The organism is Mucilaginibacter oryzae, assembly GCF_003148845.1.
GTDB classification, from domain to species: Bacteria; Bacteroidota; Bacteroidia; order Sphingobacteriales; family Sphingobacteriaceae; genus Mucilaginibacter; species Mucilaginibacter oryzae.
Genome location: NZ_QGHA01000015.1, coordinates 87,983 through 103,127, shown reverse-complemented (window position 1 = coordinate 103,127; position 15,145 = coordinate 87,983). Strand labels below are relative to the sequence as shown.

The window sequence follows — 15,145 nt, the reverse complement described above, 5'->3', positions numbered from 1 at the left end:
AACTGACCTAAGGCCGGCTGGTCTATAGCCATTTCAACAACGGCTTTTTCTACATGCTCTTCTACCCGGTTCTTTAAGATCGGTTTTCGTCTGCTGATCTCTTGTAAGGCCAGTTCGCCACCTTGTTCGTAAAGTTCCTTGAACCTGTAGAAACTATCACGGGAATAGCCCATCACTTTACAGGCCTGTGATACGTTCCCTAAATGCTGGGCAAGCTCCAATATGCCCATCTTGTTTTTGATGATCTTTGCTTGGGTTGTCATAATGCTAATCTCTATTACGTGCGTTAATTAATCGTAACTGTCAGATTAAATTGTGACTATCTTACTTAACTTGACTAAGAAATTAGATAATGCGCCTATGGATATCAATTCAAAATCATTATCTCCAATTAGTAACAAAAAGATATTCCCTCTTTTATGTCCTTTATGCTAAATCATCCATACGTATAAAGTTTAATTACTTCGTACGTATGGATACATTGTTACGATACCGTAATCTCGCCCCTCAAATCGGTTTCCAGCCATTCCTTCACCTGTAGTGGATCATCACTTTGCCCCAGCAGGTACATCATTTTGGTTACCGCCGATTCGAAAGTCATGTCATAACCGTTGGCTACGCCTATATCTTTAAGGTGTTTGCTTGTTTCATAGCGGCCAAGTTCAACCGTACCTACCTTACATTGCGAAATATCGAGGATCACTTTGCCGCCGTCTATCGCGTTTTTAAGCAGATCGATAAACCAGGCATCGGTTGTGGTATTGCCCGCACCGAATGTTTCCATTACAATGCCGCGCACATCGGCACTTAAAATATTCTCAACCACTTTTGGGCTGATGCCGGGATACAGTTTAAGTACGCCAACATCGTTGATCAGGTTATTGTGTACAATCAATGAGCTTTCGTCCTTAGGTTGCCTGATATCGTTTGCGCTGAAACGCAAATGCACACCCGACTCGGCAAGGATAGGGTAGTTTGGCGAGCGGAAAGCCTCAAATTTTGATGAATTATATTTAAAAGCCCTGTTGCCACGGAAGAGTTTGTAATCAAAATAAATACAAACTTCCGGTACACGGGCACGATCGTTCTTTTTGGCTTTGGCTATTTCTATAGCCGTCATCAGGTTCTCTTTGGCATCGGTACGGATAGCGCTGATGGGTAATTGCGAGCCTGTAAAAATGATGGGTTTAGCCAAATTCTCTAACATAAAGCTCAACGCAGAAGCCGTGTAGGCCATGGTATCAGATCCGTGAAGGATCACAAAGCCGTCGTTATCATGATAATTGGCCTGGATCAGCCCCGCAAGTTCGCTCCAGATTTCGGGGTTCATGTTTGATGAATCGATGATCTCATCAAACGAGTGTACTTTGATACGGCAATTAAGCTTTTCAAGCTCGGGCACGTTATCCATGATCTGCTCAAAGTTAATAGGCTTGAGCACCTTGCTAACCGGATCACTCATCATACCTATTGTCCCTCCGGTATAGATGATTAAAATTTGGCTCATTATTGGTTTATATGCTGTTTAAATAGTTAACAATTTAAATTCCGAACACAAGCCTGGAATTTTCGGTAGTGACTTCGGCCACCTTTTCAATGCTTGTTTGCTGAAGCTCAGCTACTTTTTGGGCAATGTATACCAGGTACGAGCTTTCATTAGGTTTACCCCTGAACGGAACGGGGGTAAGGTACGGAGAATCTGTTTCTAAAACTATATGTTTCAAGTCAATTTCCTGCACAACTTTATCAAGGCCCGAGTTTTTATAGGTAACTACACCGCCTATCCCCAGGTAAAAATTAAGGTCGATGATCTTTCGCGCCTGTTCAACCGTGCCGCCAAAACAATGAAAAATACCGCGCAGTTTATCGTCGGCTTCCTGCTGCAGTACTTCGTATACTTCGTTAAAAGCATCGCGGCAATGTATCACTATAGGCAAATCAAGGCTTTTGGCCCAGTTAATTTGCTTTACAAAGGCATCTGCCTGCTCTTTTAAATGTGTTTTATCCCAATAAAGATCAATCCCGATCTCGCCTATGGCGAATATCTTGTTTTGCTGATGTGCGTTGATGATGGTAGTCAGTTCAGCTTCCCAATGCTCTTTTACATCGCAGGGGTGCAAGCCCAGCATAGGATAGCAGTACTGCGGATACTCTTCAACCAGTCCGTAGATCAACGGTACTGAAGCTGCATCTACATTGGGTAAAAATAAACGGGTAATGTGATGATCAATACAGCGCTGCATCAATGCCTTGCGCTTTTCGGGGATGGTTTCGTAGTATAAATGGGTGTGCGTGTCGGTTAAAACCATGCTGCAAAAATAAACCTTTGAACTTTGTAATAACGAAATATTTGCGGTAAAGTATCTCCCGGCATAATTAAAGCAGGGAGATAGCTTAACTCATTAAAAAATTATCGGTAAAAACAGTTTAAAATTTTCACACAAATTGTTACGAATTATCGAATTACACGAATGATGCAATTGATAGAAAAATGACCATTCGTGTAATTCGTTTAATTTTTTCCGACTTAAAAGGTAATTCGTGTGAAAATTTCTTTATGCAATTTCTATAAGTAACGGTAACTTTTTAAAAGTAATTTACCTGTTAATTAAAGCAGGATTGTGTTTAACTAAAAACCTCCTGTTTTTGGCAGGAGGTTTTTATAATTAGTTTTTCTTTTTAGCTACGGGTTTCTTTACACCTGCCTTTTTAACCGGCCCTTTAACGGCAGCCGGTTTAGGAGCAACGTGCTTGCCCGGTTTCACTTTCACCAATTCCAGGTCGAATATCAATGTGCTGTAACCCGGTATTGCAGGCCCTTGTCCGCGATCGCCGTAACCTAACGATGATGGGATAATAACCGTTGCCTTCGAACCTTCGTTCAGCAAAAGTAAACCTTCTTCCCATCCTTGTATTACGCGACCTTCGCCTAAAACCACACTGATCGGTTCGTAGGTACGGCCCGGCTGTTCTAAACCTGCTGCTTTGGCGTTGGCCTCAATGCTGCTGTCAAACACTTTATCGTTAAGCGTTTTGCCGGTGTAATTAACCAAAACGGTATCACCTGCAAGCGGTTTTCTTTTTGCAGAAGGGCTTGTAATGATATATTTTAAGCCGGAAGCAGTAGTAATGGGTTTAAGATTGTGCGCGGCGATGTATTTATCCCTGTCGGCAGCTTCGGCTTGTTTTAGTTTTTCCAGACCGGCGTTCCTCTCGGCAATCGCTTCATTTAATGATTGGATCTTTTCCATCTTAATGATAAAAGTAAGATAGCTACCCTTTGGAAAAAATGGAGGACGCGCCTCTTCATGCCCTTTAAATACAGAATCGGCAGGTATTTTTACCAGCGCGCTGTCTTTAACAGCCAGCAGCGGGAATATATCCATCATATCGCCCAGCGCGCGCCACTCCTGTATTTGCGCCTGTGCAGGCCTTCCAGCGGTGTAGCTGCTGAACAACACCGAATCTTTATCCGTTTTCTGAATAAAGTTAAAGGTAATTACATCGTTAAGTTTAGCTTTCTCGCCGGTATTGGCTGTATAAATTTTGTAAAACGACCCTTTATCGGTTTTTTTTAAATCACCTGTCTGGGCATTAGCTTTTAATGCGGTGGCAGCAAAAGCAAACGATAAAAAATAAAAAAAGTGCTTTTTCATCAGCTATAAATAAAAAAGCCTTTCCCGGTTTAAGCAGGAAAGGCTTTACATAAAAAATCAATTATTTGGTTGCCGGTGCAGATGTTGGCGCCTGCATTTGCGGCATTGCCGGTTTTGGAGCGTTAGGGTTTGGATGTACTATATTTACAAGTTCTACATCAAATACAAGCGGCGTGTAAGGCTGCATACCCTGACCGCCCTGGTCGCCGTAACCCAATACCGAAGGAACTACCAAAACAGCTTTGGCGCCTTTGTTCAATAACAACAGCCCTTCATCCCAGCCTTTAATTACGCGGCCCTCGCCAACAGCCACGCGGATGGGCTGATAAGGATTCATAGGGTTAATAGGCATTTTTTCTTTCAATGCTATCGCTTTTTCGCTGGTTTCTAAAACTTTACCTGTAGTAAGCCTCAAGGTATAGTTAATTACCGCGGTATCGCCATTAGCCACATTGGGGCCGCTGCCCGGCGCAGTGATTACATAATTTAAGCCAGAAGCGGTTTTTGTAAACTTCAGATCTTTATGCGCGTTAAAATAAGCCGCTATTTTAGCAGGCTCCTTTGTTTTAAGCCCTTCTTTCTGGCTGTTGATATATTGCATAACGCGGTCGCGGAAAGCATTTTCATTCAGCGCGCCTTTGGCAATAACTTTTTCAACTTTAACCACATACACCAGGTATTTACCTTTAAAGGTTGGAGGTACCTGCTGCCCGTTTTTACGCAACGAATCTACCGATACTTTAATGGTTGCGCTATCGCCTTCGCCTAATAACGACAAACCAGATACGATATCGCCTTTAGTTTGCACCTTAGGCATCGGGCTGTAAATTGGGGCGCCCATATCATAAGAGTTACTGATAATTGAATCCTTATCAGTTTTCAAAATCATGTTAAGGCTTACAAAATCGCCTTCTTTAAGCTTCGGAGCGCCTTTTGAAGTATGCACATTATAAAGCAGGCCGCCATCGCCCTGTTTAAATCCGCCGTTACAACTTGCAAATCCTATGGCCGCAAGTGCCACAAACATCAGTTTTTTGTTCATTTTTACTGTATTAATAGTTTTTTATACTCGGGTAATATTTGTTTAAACTGTTCAATAACTTCTGGCAGAGGCGCGTCAGAATGCCCCCCGGCCGCGTTGCGGTGGCCACCGCCGTTAAAATATTTTTTACAGATCTCGTTTGCCGGGAACTCCTCTTTAGAGCGCAGCGAAAGCTTTACCCTATCGGTACGTTCAACAATAAAGGCAGCCAGTTTGATGCTGGCCATTGATAAGGCGTAGTTAACCACGCCCTCGGTATCTCCGGTTTCAACATCAAAACGATCCAGGTCCTGCTTACTCACGGCAATAATAGCGGTATTGTATTCGGGCAGCACTTCAAGGCAATTGGCCAGGCAGTGGCCTAAAAAGCGCAGCCTGTTTTCGGACGCGCTGTTGTATACCAGCTCATGAATGCGCCAGTTCACGGCACCGGCATCAATCAGGTTGGCAACTATACGGTGCACACCGGCCGTAGTGTTGGGTAAACGGAACGAAGCCGAATCGGTCATGATACCGGTGTACAGGCAGGTAGCTACGTCTTTATTAATAAGTTCGGGGTGCTTAAGCTCATTTACAATAAAATCGTACACTAACTGGGCCGTAGCGCAGGCATTGATATCCCAGCGGCGGTAATCGTCAAAATCGGCCGGCTCCAGGTGATGGTCGATCATTATTTTGTAAGCGCTGCTGCTGCCAACAAGGTCACCCATTTCATTAATGCGGCTAAGGGCATTAAAATCAAGGCAAAAAATCAGTTTGGCTTCGGCAATCAGTGCAGCCGCCTCTTCCTTGCTTTCGGTATAAACAATAACGTTTTCGTTACCGGGCAGCCAGCTTAAAAAATCGGGATAATCTGTAGGGGCTATCACTTTGGCGTGATGGCCTTGCTGTATCAGGTAATTATATAAACCCAATGACGAACCCATAGCATCACCATCGGGCTTATGATGCGTGGTGATCACTATTTTTTGCGGCTGCTTTAAAAGGTCGCTCAGGGCGGCTAAATCTAACATCAATTCTTGAAAAGAGTTGCAAAGCTAAATAAATTAATCAAATACAAATCATCTAATTTAATTCAAAAAGCTTTATCTTACAGATGGAAAACCCTACTTTTGCGCAAAAATTCAGGCATGCCACCGCATAGCCCGGGGTTAAGCGATTACGCCGAATACTTTCAGCCTGTTAATGACAAAGAATAACACATTTTAAATGAAAACCAACAGAACATTCACCATGATAAAGCCCGATGCTGTTGCAGCCGGCCACATTGGTGCTATTTTAGACATGATCACTAAAAGCGGGTTCAAAATTGTAGCGCTTAAATATACCGCGCTATCGGCAGAAAAAGCCGGCCAGTTTTATGAAGTTCATAAAGAACGCCCTTTTTACCAGGGACTGGTTGACTTTATGTCGTCTGGCCCTATCGTAGCCGCTATTCTTGAAAAAGATGACGCTATTGCCGAGTTCCGCAAACTGATTGGCGCAACCAACCCGGCCGATGCAGCAGAAGGTACTATCCGCAAAAAATACGCTAAATCAATTGGTGAAAACGCAGTTCACGGATCAGACTCTGACGAGAACGCTGAGATTGAAGGCAATTTCTTCTTTTCTGCTTTCGAAAGATTTTAATCATCGCTATTTTCGGGTGTGGTTATAACTGAAACATCACACCCGAAAATATTCATGAAAATATTGTTATTGTAGTTTTGTTTTGATAACTTTACAAAACATACCCTAAACTGTATTACATTTTATAACTAAACCAACAAATTAATGCCATTATGAAACCGTTATTCAAATACATTTTTTACGTACTTATCCTGGTACTGCTGGTTATCGGTTCATTGATGCTTTACAGAACCCATCCTGAAGCACAGTTGGCATTTTCAATTCCCGGCCTGTTTATATTGTGCTACTCAAAACTTACAGACGATGTTCGCTTTAAGCAGCATAGCTTAAGGATGATTAGAGGAAAATAATTTCTTCAACCAGTATTGATTTAGCCTCTTCGTTTATTTTTTCGATTATTTGTGTGCGCATCAGTGTAAGTTCGTGCTTAATTACCGATGATTCGATGCGCAGGAATAATTTTTTATCGCGCACAAATAATTCTTTGGTACGGTTAGCTACCGATTTGCCCACCAGCTGCGGCCAAAAATTCACCACCCCGGTTTCGTCAAAACGGCGTTTTATTTTGTAAACATTCAGCATCTGCTCAATGGCTTCCTTCAATGTTTTATCGTTAGTTTTACGCATCTATTGCCCCTCCTTTTACTTTAAACAACTTTACGGCAACCCCTATTTTATTAAAAACCTGTTCCACGCGCTCAACCCCGGTATCGGTTATAAACACCTGTCCGAAATCGTTGTTCGATACCATCTGCATCAGCTTGGTAACCCGGTTATCATCAAGCTTATCAAAAATATCATCAAGCAGCAATAAGGGTTTAAATCCCTTTTGCTGATATAAAAAGGTATACTGAGCCAGCTTAAGCGCTATTAAAAATGATTTTTGCTGGCCCTGCGAACCAAATTTCTTCATCGGCATGCCATGGATGTTAAACTGCAGGTCGTCTTTATGCACACCCGCCGTGGTACGCTCCAGGGCTTTATCGCGGCTAAAGCTGTTTTGCAGCAACTGTTCAAAGCTGCTTGTTAATAACTGCGATTCGTAAACCAGTTCAACACGCTCGGCGTTATCGCTTATAAAATCGTAATGCCTGTTAAATATTTCAACAAAGCCATCCATAAAATTACGGCGCCGCTCAAAAATACGGTTACCTGATGTGCATAGCTGCTCATCTACTATCTCCAGCAAACCGGGATCAAATTTACCTGTATCGGCAATTTGTTTCAAAAGCGCGTTACGGTTGTTAAGGATCTTGTTATAGGTGATCAGCTCATCCAGGTAATGATTATCGGTTTGCGATATCACATTATCAATAAACTTTCTCCGTTCCTCGCTCCCTTCAGTAATAATACTGATATCATAAGGCGAAATCATGACCAGGGGCAGAAAGCCGATATGGTCGGCCAGGCGCTGGTAATCTTTTTTATTGCGCTTAAATTGTTTTTTCTGATTGCGTTTTACCGAGCAGGCCACCGCCTCGGGCTGGTTGTTTTTGCTAAACATGCCGGTAACAATAAAAAACTCCGCTCCCTGTTTAATCTGCTGGCTGTCTATCGGGTTAAAATAACTTTTACATAACGACAGGTAGTGGATAGCATCCAGCAAATTGGTTTTACCCGCCCCGTTATTCCCCGTAAACGCGTTAACCCCCTCACTGAAAACCAGTTCGGCTTCATCGTAATTTTTAAAGTTGATAACGGATAATTGCTGGAGATACATGGGAAGGCAAAGTTAGTGTTTTATTTGGTTGCTAATGGTTCATGGTTGATAGTTCATGGTTCATAGCCGTTTTTCTTGCGGTAAACAAATTTGCCATTCAATAAGCTACAAAAGCCTCACCCAAAGATCATGAACCATGAACTATAACCCGTGAACTCCCCACTTTAAAGATTTAATACAAAAGCTATTGCCAGTAATTTTGAAAACCGTATTTTTGCAAACTTAATTTTAGAACAACAATGTCAAAAACCCAGGCGAACACCAAAGTTGCGGCACCTGAAACCAAATTTGGTCAGAGTGGTAGCTTTGTGCGCGAGAACCAAAAGAGCTTATTATTTATTTTAGGGGCTATTGTTGCCCTTATCGCTATTTACTTTATTTATTTAAAATTGTATTTAGGTCCTCGGGAGGTTACCGCCGCCAACCAGATGTATAAGGCACAGGATTTTTGGCAGCAAAAAAGCTGGGATAAAGCGATTAAAGGCGACGCGGGCTATCCCGGCTTTGAAAAAATAATTGCCGATTACAGCAACACCAAAGCCGCTAACCTTGCTTATTTTTACCTGGGTACAGCTTACCTTAACAAAGGCGACTACCACAAAGCCATTGATAACCTGACCAACTACCGCGGCGACGATAGCATGGTTGCAGCCGAGGCTTACGGCAGCACAGGCGATGCTTATGTTGAACTAAAAGACTACGAAAAAGCGGCAACTTACTTCAGCAAAGCTGTTGATAAGGCTAAAAACAAATTCCTGTCTCCGCTTTACCTTAAAAAATTAGGCTTAACCTACGAAGCCCAAAAAAACAATAAAGACGCAGCCGAAGCTTACAAAAGGATTAAAACAGAATATCCTGAAAGTACCGAAGCTCAAAATATCGACGAGTATATAGCTCGTGCCGAAGCGAAATTGTAATTGATTTCGGATTTGGGAATTTCGATTTCGGATTTATAGGTTGATTAGATACCTTTAAATCTGAAATCGATTTTTTTTGTCAGTATCTTTTCGGTTCCTTTAAAAATCGAACATCAAAACTAACCAAATCCGAAATCTGACATCCGATATCCGAAATAACACCACCATGGCTACCCACTTAAAAAACCTTTCTGATTTTTCAAATACCCAAATCCCTTCAGCAGCTCCTTACCGCTTTGGTATTGTAGTGGCCGAGTGGAATGCCGAAATTACCAATGCCCTTTACCAGGGCGCTTATAAAAGCCTGGTTGACCATGGCGCCCTGGCCGAAAATATCTTTTCGTACCAGGTTCCGGGCAGCTTCGAGCTAACCTCCGGCGCCGAGCTTTTATTAAAAAAAGGCGGTATTGATGCGGTGATTTGCCTGGGCTGCGTAATACAGGGCGAAACCCGTCATTTTGATTTTATTTGCGATGCCGTTGCAAACGGTGTTGCCAATGTTGCCATAAAATATTCAAAACCTGTTATATTTGGTGTATTAACAACTGATAACCAGCAACAGGCTATTGACAGGGCCGGAGGTAAACATGGTAATAAAGGTGATGAAGCCGCTGTTACCGCTATTAAAATGGCCGCCCTCGCCGAAACATTAAACAGTTAAAAACCGTTAAACAACGAGTTTAGGATTTATATGAAAAAATTAGTTTACATAGCGCTTATAGCCGCGGCGGTTGCCGCCGTATCATCATGCTCAAATAAATTGTGCCCTGCTTACGGTTCGTACCCTAAAAGCGGCAGGTAACAGGTAATTGTCATTTTTAAACCTGCTTAAACACCTTGTGCGGTTTTTGTGTTATAATTACATATTATAGCATTTTAATCATATAATTAACATGAACTGGATATCGTTGGAGACGGCTGATCAGCTTTTGGCGATCAAAAAACAGGAAGGTTATAGCCTAATTTTTAAGCATAGCACACGCTGCTCGATCAGCATGATGGCTAAAAGGCGTTTTGAGCTTGACTGGGACAACCTTCCCGAAAATATGCCCCTTTATTTTCTCGACCTCATCAAATATCGCGACCTCTCCAACCAGGTAGCGCAGTTGTTCCAGGTACACCATGAATCGCCCCAGTTATTATTGATTAAAGATGGTGAGTGCATCCTCGATCAATCGCACAGCGGTATTTCTGTTGATGAAACCCTGGAGGTGTTGAGTTAAGTTTGATAGTTCATGGATCATAGTTCATGGTAATAAGCAATTGGTTCATTGATCACAGTAAAAGGGATGTTTGTTAGTACATGTGCTTGCTTTCAGTAAGGATGCTAAGAACTATCAACCATGAACTATGATCTATCAACTATGAACCATTCACAATGAACTAATAAAATAACTACATTTGCATTATGATTGATTTGCCGGTAGTTCCTGCTGTTAGCCAGCCTGTACGTAAGCCCGATTGGCTTAGGGTGAAACTTCCTACAGGAAAAGAATATGCCCATGTACGCGGCCTGGTTGATACCCATAAGCTGCATACAATTTGCGAAAGTGGTAACTGCCCCAATATGGGCGAGTGCTGGGGTGCCGGCACGGCTACTTTCATGATCCTCGGTAACATTTGTACCCGTTCGTGCTCGTTCTGCGCGGTTGCAACCGGCAGGCCGTTGGCTGTTGACGTTGATGAACCCAACCGTGTTGCCACATCGGTAAAACTGATGCAGGTAAAGCATTGTGTGATCACTTCGGTAGATCGCGACGATTTAAAAGATGGGGGTTCCATTATCTGGGCCGAAACCATCAACGCCATCCGCCGCGAAAGCCCGGACACAACCTTAGAAACCCTGCTGCCAGATTTTAAAGGCAACTGGGATAACCTTGCCCGCGTTTTAGAAACCCGCCCTGAAGTGGTATCGCATAACCTTGAAACCGTGCGCCGCCTTACCCGCGAAGTACGTATCCAGGCTAAATATGATCGTAGCCTCGAGGCGTTGAAGCACATTTCGGAAGCTGGCTTGCGTACCAAATCAGGCATTATGCTTGGCCTTGGCGAAACAGAAGAGGATGTTTTAGAAGCTATGGACGATTTGCTGGCTGCAGGTGTTCATATACTTACACTGGGCCAGTACCTGCAACCAACCCGCAACCATCACCCTGTAATTGACTGGATACACCCCGACCAGTTTGCGCGATACAAACAATTTGGTCTGGATAAAGGATTTAAATATGTTGAGAGCGGCCCGCTGGTACGCTCGTCATATCACGCAGAAAAACACTTGTTTGAAATGTGATAATTCCTTTATATCTTCACTACGTTGAGTAAAAAACGCAAAATATCGCTTTCGGAAGAAGAACTGGTGTTGTCATTACAGCACCGTGAAAAAATTGCCGTAGAGGCGTTGTATGACATGTACTCGGCTTCCTTATTCGGGGTCATATCCCGTATAATAAGTGATGCCGCTATTGCCGAAGATGTTTTACAGGAAACCTTTGTAAAAATATGGCATTCCTTTTCAAGCTACAGTACTGAAAAAGGCCGTTTATTTACCTGGATGGTTAATATTGCCCGTAACCTGGCGATAGATAAAATCAGATCAAAAGATTTTAAAAACCAAAACAAAAACCAGGAGATTGAAAATAACGTAACTTTTATTGACGAACAAAGGAATACGGTTTACAAGCCTGAGTTAATGGGGATTAAAGACCTGGTGCAAACACTTAAACCAGAACAGCAGCTGATTGTAAACCTGGTGTACTTTAAAGGTTACACCCACGTGGAAGCCGCAGAAGAGTTGGGCATACCGCTGGGCACCATCAAAACCCGGTTGAGAATGGCTATCCAGGAACTCAGAAAACATTTTAATTAAAGTGGAAGACGTAAAAGCATATATAGAATCCGGAATACTTGAACTTTACGTGCTGGGAGACGTTAGCCCGGCCGAAAAGCAACAGGTAGAAGAGATTGCTTTAAAGTATCCGGTAGTTAAGGCCGAACTGGATGCGATTGAGCAATCGATGGAGTTTTATGCTGAGGAAAACGCCATAGAACCGCCCGAGCATCTGCGCAACCGCATTTTAGGCAGTTTGCTCACTAATTTTAGCGACGATAACAACTTCCCTACACCAACGCATGCAAACCGTGATAACGTTGTACCGATAGCCACGCCTAAAAAAGAAAAGATAAACTTTTATAAATACGCCTTTGCCGCTTGTTTAGCGCTGCTCATCGGCTGCACCATAGCGTTAGTTAACGTTTACAAACGCCTGCAGCTTTCTGATACTCAATTAAGTGCTATGCAGGCTCAAAATCAGCATTTCAGCACAACCGTTAGCGCCAAGGATGATGAACTGAACCTGTTGCGCGATACATCATACAAACTGATCCGCCTGAAGGGTACAGCCAAATCGCCTAATTCGGCCCTGACGGTAGCCTTTAGCCCATCAAAACATAAGGTGATTATTGATATGAACGGCAGTAAAATGCCTGTAAATGACAAAGCCCATCAATACCAGTTGTGGGCATTGGTAGGCGGCAAACCTGTTGATTTGGGAGTTTTTGACGCCACTGCGGATTCGAGCGGTTTCAAAAACATGAAAGCTATCGCTGCAGCCGATGCATTTGCGGTAACACTTGAACCACGCGGCGGCAGCGCAAACCCAACGCTAAGCGAAATGATGGTACTGGGAAACTTCTAAGAATGTAGCCCCTTTAAGGGCATGATAAAAAAGCTTACAATTTTTGCAGAAGCAAAAAATTTGTAAGCTTTTTTTGCGTTATAAAGTATTGAATTTGTACATTACGTAAACGTAAAGCACACAATACGAATTATTTAACATTTTATTAACCAAAAGCCAAATCAATTATTCGTTTTTTTGTAACTAATCGCGACGTGTAAACGTCTTATGATTAGTTAGGATTTAAGACAATCTAAAAACAAAACCTAACCTCCAAATTTGAGTATTTAGTTCTTTATAAGATCAGTTAATAGTTAATCAGAACGGCTGTATGATACTTGCAGGCCGTTTTTTTATGCCATCAACTTAGCCATTGTCACAGGTAAGCGGGTTATCAGCGTACCTGGTAAAACCACATTCATCCGGTTAGGCAAAGCCAGTTCATCGCCGGCCTTGCCGTGTATATAAACTGCCAGGATACAAGCTTCTTCAGGTTTATATTTTTGAGCCAACAGCGCAGCCACTATGCCTGTAAGCACATCGCCCATGCCGCCGGTGCCCATAGCCGGGTTGCCGGTTGAGTTAAAAAAGGCTTTCCCGTCAGGCGTGGCGGTTATGGTATAATCGTTTTTGAGGATAATACACAGGTTTAATTCCTGCGCCTTTTTCATAGCGGTTTGCAGGCGCTGCCACCAATTTTCGTGATCGCCAAAAAGCCTGTCGAACTCTTTCATATGGGGTGTCAGCACGCTGCCGGCGGGTAATTCGCCAATCAATTCCTTCTTACCGGCAATCAGGTTCAGGGCATCGGCATCAATCACCAGCGGTTTTTGATAATTTTTGATGATAGTTTCCAATAACATCAAAGCATCGTTATCTGTGCCCAAACCCGGGCCAACAGCTATCGAAGCATATTTATCCCACTCAATTTCGGGTAACATACCCTGCTTGCGGGTGATGGCCATCACCTCGGGCTGGTAACTGTTTAAAGCCGTAAGGCCGCTTTTGGGGATGCAGGCTGTGGTTAACCCGGCCCCGGCATGCGCGGCGGCCGAAGAACTTAACAAAGCGGCTCCCATGGTTTTTTCCTGTCCGGCTACCAGCAGCAGATGCCCGTAAGTTCCTTTATTGCTAAAATGATGGCGGGGCTTCAGCAGTTGTCTCGCATCTTTCTCTTCAACAAACGCGTAGGGCGTGTTTACCGATTGTGTGAATTTTTCGCTGATCCCGATATTAACGGCCTCCCAGCAATCAACATAAGGCGCCGATTCAGGTAACAGGAAATTGATTTTAGGCTGCTGAAAAGTGATCACTAGGCTGGCCTTTATGGCAATCGTATCGCCGCGCACCTCTCCCTCCGAAAAAAAACCGGTTGGTACATCAACAGCAACCACGGTTTTGTTTAAATCATTAATAAAATTAACCAACCGGGCATAATCGCCGCTAAGCGGTTTGTTAAGGCCACTCCCCAGCAAGGCATCAATAAGCACCAGGCTGTTATCTTCAGGTATGTCTTCCCCTTTTTCAAGCTCTTTTATAGTAACGCAGGTTTCCTTTAAGCGCTCATAATTTACTTTAAAATCATCGGAAACCCTATCCGAAAAGCGGGCGATCACCACCTGAAGTTTCTGGTAATGGTGGTCGCACAGGATACGGGCAATAGCTAACCCGTCACCACCGTTATTGCCGGTACCGCAGTAAAAGGTAATGGGTTCGTTTTTATCAGGGAAACGGTTCACAAACCAGCCTACAAAGGCCCTTGAGGCCCGTTCCATCAAATCGACGGACGATATAGGTTCATGGGCTATGGTATCGGCATCGGCCTCACGGATTTGTTCGGAGATTAATAGTGGCAGCATATACCCTAAAGTAAGGATTTATGCGATTTGTTTGGATAAGAAATAAGTGATAGTAACAAATCAATTATAAGCCAAAAACTACTTCCTGAATTTTAGTTATAACGAGTTCAAATACTTCCGATTTCAACGCAGCTCCGGTTCGGCTGATAACATCCTCGGGATAAAATTGCTGAACCATATGACAAACCGCATAACCATTCTTTTCATTTCGAGGTTTATTGATCATGTCCGGTCTTATCTCAAATGTAAAATCGGGATATATATTTTTTGTAGACAATAGAACCGCATAAAAGAATCATTCTATCTCAAAAATATCGTCAACAGAAACAACCACTGCTGGATGCACTTCCGGTTTATTTCCCGTATAAAATGCAATTTCAACTATATCCCTTTGATTAATCTTCATAAATATTTATGAAGATTTTTACGAGTCACTTCAGCTCTATGACGAAAGTGCTTTTCATAGTCCTTTTCTGTTAATTTATCAAGTTCTGATAAATTTGATTCCCGCACCTTTACACCGAGCTTTGCCAACTGCGCCAATACTTCTTCAGTATTGCTGTCGGGAATATCTATGGTTAATGTCGTCATTATTTTAAAAGTCCTTTCAGCAAATTTAGCTATAATTTATAATTTTATCTGATGTAA

At 42.8% G+C, this 15,145-nt stretch carries 19 protein-coding genes; 9 read left to right on the top strand and 10 right to left on the bottom strand.

What is annotated here, in order from left to right:
• The 6 genes from LX99_RS23255 to LX99_RS23230 all read right to left on the bottom strand — a co-directional run.
• On the bottom strand, positions 1–263 hold a 263-nt coding region (locus tag LX99_RS23255), incomplete at its 3' end, for a helix-turn-helix domain-containing protein (protein ID WP_146203204.1).
• A gap of 221 nt (positions 264–484) precedes the next feature.
• A complete protein-coding gene (locus LX99_RS23250) occupies positions 485–1,507 on the bottom strand; it encodes an asparaginase (protein WP_022832037.1) in 1,023 nt (340 codons plus the stop codon).
• A gap of 34 nt (positions 1,508–1,541) precedes the next feature.
• A complete protein-coding gene (locus tag LX99_RS23245) occupies positions 1,542–2,309 on the bottom strand; it encodes a TatD family hydrolase (protein WP_109610141.1) in 768 nt (255 codons plus the stop codon).
• 357 nt (positions 2,310–2,666) lie between these two features.
• Positions 2,667–3,656 carry an FKBP-type peptidyl-prolyl cis-trans isomerase gene (locus LX99_RS23240; RefSeq protein WP_109610139.1) on the bottom strand — a complete coding sequence of 330 codons (990 nt, stop codon included), beginning with the start codon at positions 3,654–3,656 and terminating at the stop codon, positions 2,667–2,669.
• Positions 3,657–3,717: 61 nt separating this feature from the next.
• The gene (locus LX99_RS23235; protein ID WP_109610137.1) at positions 3,718–4,698 is read right to left on the bottom strand and encodes an FKBP-type peptidyl-prolyl cis-trans isomerase; all 981 of its coding nucleotides are present in this window, start codon (positions 4,696–4,698) and stop codon (positions 3,718–3,720) included.
• Positions 4,699–4,700: 2 nt separating this feature from the next.
• Positions 4,701–5,711: a DHH family phosphoesterase gene (locus LX99_RS23230; protein WP_109610134.1), complete on the bottom strand. Its 1,011-nt coding sequence runs from the start codon at positions 5,709–5,711 to the stop codon at positions 4,701–4,703.
• A gap of 6 nt (positions 5,712–5,717) precedes the next feature.
• On the opposite strand from LX99_RS23230, the gene LX99_RS25430 reads away from it, so the two are divergent.
• The 3 genes from LX99_RS25430 to LX99_RS23220 all read left to right on the top strand — a co-directional run bounded on the left by LX99_RS25430 (position 5,718) and on the right by LX99_RS23220 (position 6,677).
• Positions 5,718–5,897 (top strand): hypothetical protein, encoded by a 180-nt coding sequence (locus tag LX99_RS25430; protein ID WP_146203203.1) that lies wholly within the window; start codon positions 5,718–5,720, stop codon positions 5,895–5,897.
• A 10-nt stretch (positions 5,898–5,907) separates the two neighbouring features.
• Positions 5,908–6,327, top strand: coding sequence for a nucleoside-diphosphate kinase (locus tag LX99_RS23225; protein WP_022832042.1), 420 nt, complete (start codon positions 5,908–5,910; stop codon positions 6,325–6,327).
• 152 nt (positions 6,328–6,479) lie between these two features.
• The gene (locus LX99_RS23220) at positions 6,480–6,677 is read left to right on the top strand and encodes a hypothetical protein (RefSeq protein ID WP_109610132.1); all 198 of its coding nucleotides are present in this window, start codon (positions 6,480–6,482) and stop codon (positions 6,675–6,677) included.
• Here LX99_RS23220 and LX99_RS23215 read toward each other — a convergent pair.
• Complete coding sequence (locus LX99_RS23215) at positions 6,664–6,954, bottom strand: DUF721 domain-containing protein (protein ID WP_109610130.1); 291 nt, start codon at positions 6,952–6,954, stop codon at positions 6,664–6,666. The genes LX99_RS23220 and LX99_RS23215 overlap by 14 nt on opposite strands.
• The gene (gene recF, locus LX99_RS23210; RefSeq protein WP_109610127.1) at positions 6,947–8,047 is read right to left on the bottom strand and encodes a DNA replication/repair protein RecF; all 1,101 of its coding nucleotides are present in this window, start codon (positions 8,045–8,047) and stop codon (positions 6,947–6,949) included. The genes LX99_RS23215 and recF overlap by 8 nt, the downstream gene beginning before the upstream one ends.
• A gap of 239 nt (positions 8,048–8,286) precedes the next feature.
• Between recF and LX99_RS23205 the strand changes: the two genes are divergently transcribed.
• From LX99_RS23205 to LX99_RS23180, 6 genes are all read left to right on the top strand, one after another.
• Positions 8,287–8,964, top strand: a complete 678-nt coding sequence (locus tag LX99_RS23205) for a tetratricopeptide repeat protein (RefSeq protein ID WP_109610125.1) — start codon at positions 8,287–8,289, stop codon at positions 8,962–8,964.
• A gap of 166 nt (positions 8,965–9,130) precedes the next feature.
• The gene (gene ribH / locus LX99_RS23200; protein ID WP_109610123.1) at positions 9,131–9,625 is read left to right on the top strand and encodes a 6,7-dimethyl-8-ribityllumazine synthase; all 495 of its coding nucleotides are present in this window, start codon (positions 9,131–9,133) and stop codon (positions 9,623–9,625) included.
• Positions 9,626–9,857: 232 nt separating this feature from the next.
• The gene (ytxJ, locus tag LX99_RS23195) at positions 9,858–10,187 is read left to right on the top strand and encodes a bacillithiol system redox-active protein YtxJ (RefSeq protein ID WP_022832049.1); all 330 of its coding nucleotides are present in this window, start codon (positions 9,858–9,860) and stop codon (positions 10,185–10,187) included.
• Between the two features lie 185 nt (positions 10,188–10,372).
• On the top strand, positions 10,373–11,254 hold the full coding sequence (gene lipA / locus LX99_RS23190) for a lipoyl synthase (protein ID WP_022832050.1): 882 nt from the start codon (positions 10,373–10,375) through the stop codon (positions 11,252–11,254).
• Positions 11,255–11,278: 24 nt separating this feature from the next.
• Positions 11,279–11,830: an RNA polymerase sigma factor gene (locus tag LX99_RS23185; RefSeq protein ID WP_022832051.1), complete on the top strand. Its 552-nt coding sequence runs from the start codon at positions 11,279–11,281 to the stop codon at positions 11,828–11,830.
• A 1-nt stretch (position 11,831) separates the two neighbouring features.
• Entirely contained in the window at positions 11,832–12,659 is an 828-nt protein-coding gene (locus tag LX99_RS23180) for an anti-sigma factor (protein WP_109610121.1), read from the top strand.
• Between the two features lie 332 nt (positions 12,660–12,991).
• Here LX99_RS23180 and LX99_RS23175 read toward each other — a convergent pair whose 3' ends face one another.
• Entirely contained in the window at positions 12,992–14,497 is a 1,506-nt protein-coding gene (locus LX99_RS23175) for an NAD(P)H-hydrate dehydratase (RefSeq protein ID WP_109610118.1), read from the bottom strand.
• Between the two features lie 402 nt (positions 14,498–14,899).
• On the bottom strand, positions 14,900–15,088 hold the full coding sequence (locus LX99_RS23170; protein ID WP_022832055.1) for a hypothetical protein: 189 nt from the start codon (positions 15,086–15,088) through the stop codon (positions 14,900–14,902).
• Between the last annotated feature and the right edge of the window lie 57 nt (positions 15,089–15,145).

Coding starts and splice junctions, on each gene's coding strand:
- LX99_RS23250 (WP_022832037.1), bottom strand. CDS start 1,507: ATGAGCCAAATTTTAATCATCTATACCGGAGGGACAATAGGTATGATG.
- LX99_RS23245 (WP_109610141.1), bottom strand. CDS start 2,309: ATGGTTTTAACCGACACGCACACCCATTTATACTACGAAACCATCCCC.
- LX99_RS23240 (WP_109610139.1), bottom strand. CDS start 3,656: ATGAAAAAGCACTTTTTTTATTTTTTATCGTTTGCTTTTGCTGCCACC.
- LX99_RS23235 (WP_109610137.1), bottom strand. CDS start 4,698: ATGAACAAAAAACTGATGTTTGTGGCACTTGCGGCCATAGGATTTGCA.
- LX99_RS23230 (WP_109610134.1), bottom strand. CDS start 5,711: ATGTTAGATTTAGCCGCCCTGAGCGACCTTTTAAAGCAGCCGCAAAAA.
- LX99_RS23225 (WP_022832042.1), top strand. CDS start 5,908: ATGAAAACCAACAGAACATTCACCATGATAAAGCCCGATGCTGTTGCA.
- LX99_RS23220 (WP_109610132.1), top strand. CDS start 6,480: ATGAAACCGTTATTCAAATACATTTTTTACGTACTTATCCTGGTACTG.
- LX99_RS23215 (WP_109610130.1), bottom strand. CDS start 6,954: ATGCGTAAAACTAACGATAAAACATTGAAGGAAGCCATTGAGCAGATG.
- recF (WP_109610127.1), bottom strand. CDS start 8,047: ATGTATCTCCAGCAATTATCCGTTATCAACTTTAAAAATTACGATGAA.
- LX99_RS23205 (WP_109610125.1), top strand. CDS start 8,287: ATGTCAAAAACCCAGGCGAACACCAAAGTTGCGGCACCTGAAACCAAA.
- ribH (WP_109610123.1), top strand. CDS start 9,131: ATGGCTACCCACTTAAAAAACCTTTCTGATTTTTCAAATACCCAAATC.
- ytxJ (WP_022832049.1), top strand. CDS start 9,858: ATGAACTGGATATCGTTGGAGACGGCTGATCAGCTTTTGGCGATCAAA.
- lipA (WP_022832050.1), top strand. CDS start 10,373: ATGATTGATTTGCCGGTAGTTCCTGCTGTTAGCCAGCCTGTACGTAAG.
- LX99_RS23175 (WP_109610118.1), bottom strand. CDS start 14,497: ATGCTGCCACTATTAATCTCCGAACAAATCCGTGAGGCCGATGCCGAT.
- LX99_RS23170 (WP_022832055.1), bottom strand. CDS start 15,088: ATGACGACATTAACCATAGATATTCCCGACAGCAATACTGAAGAAGTA.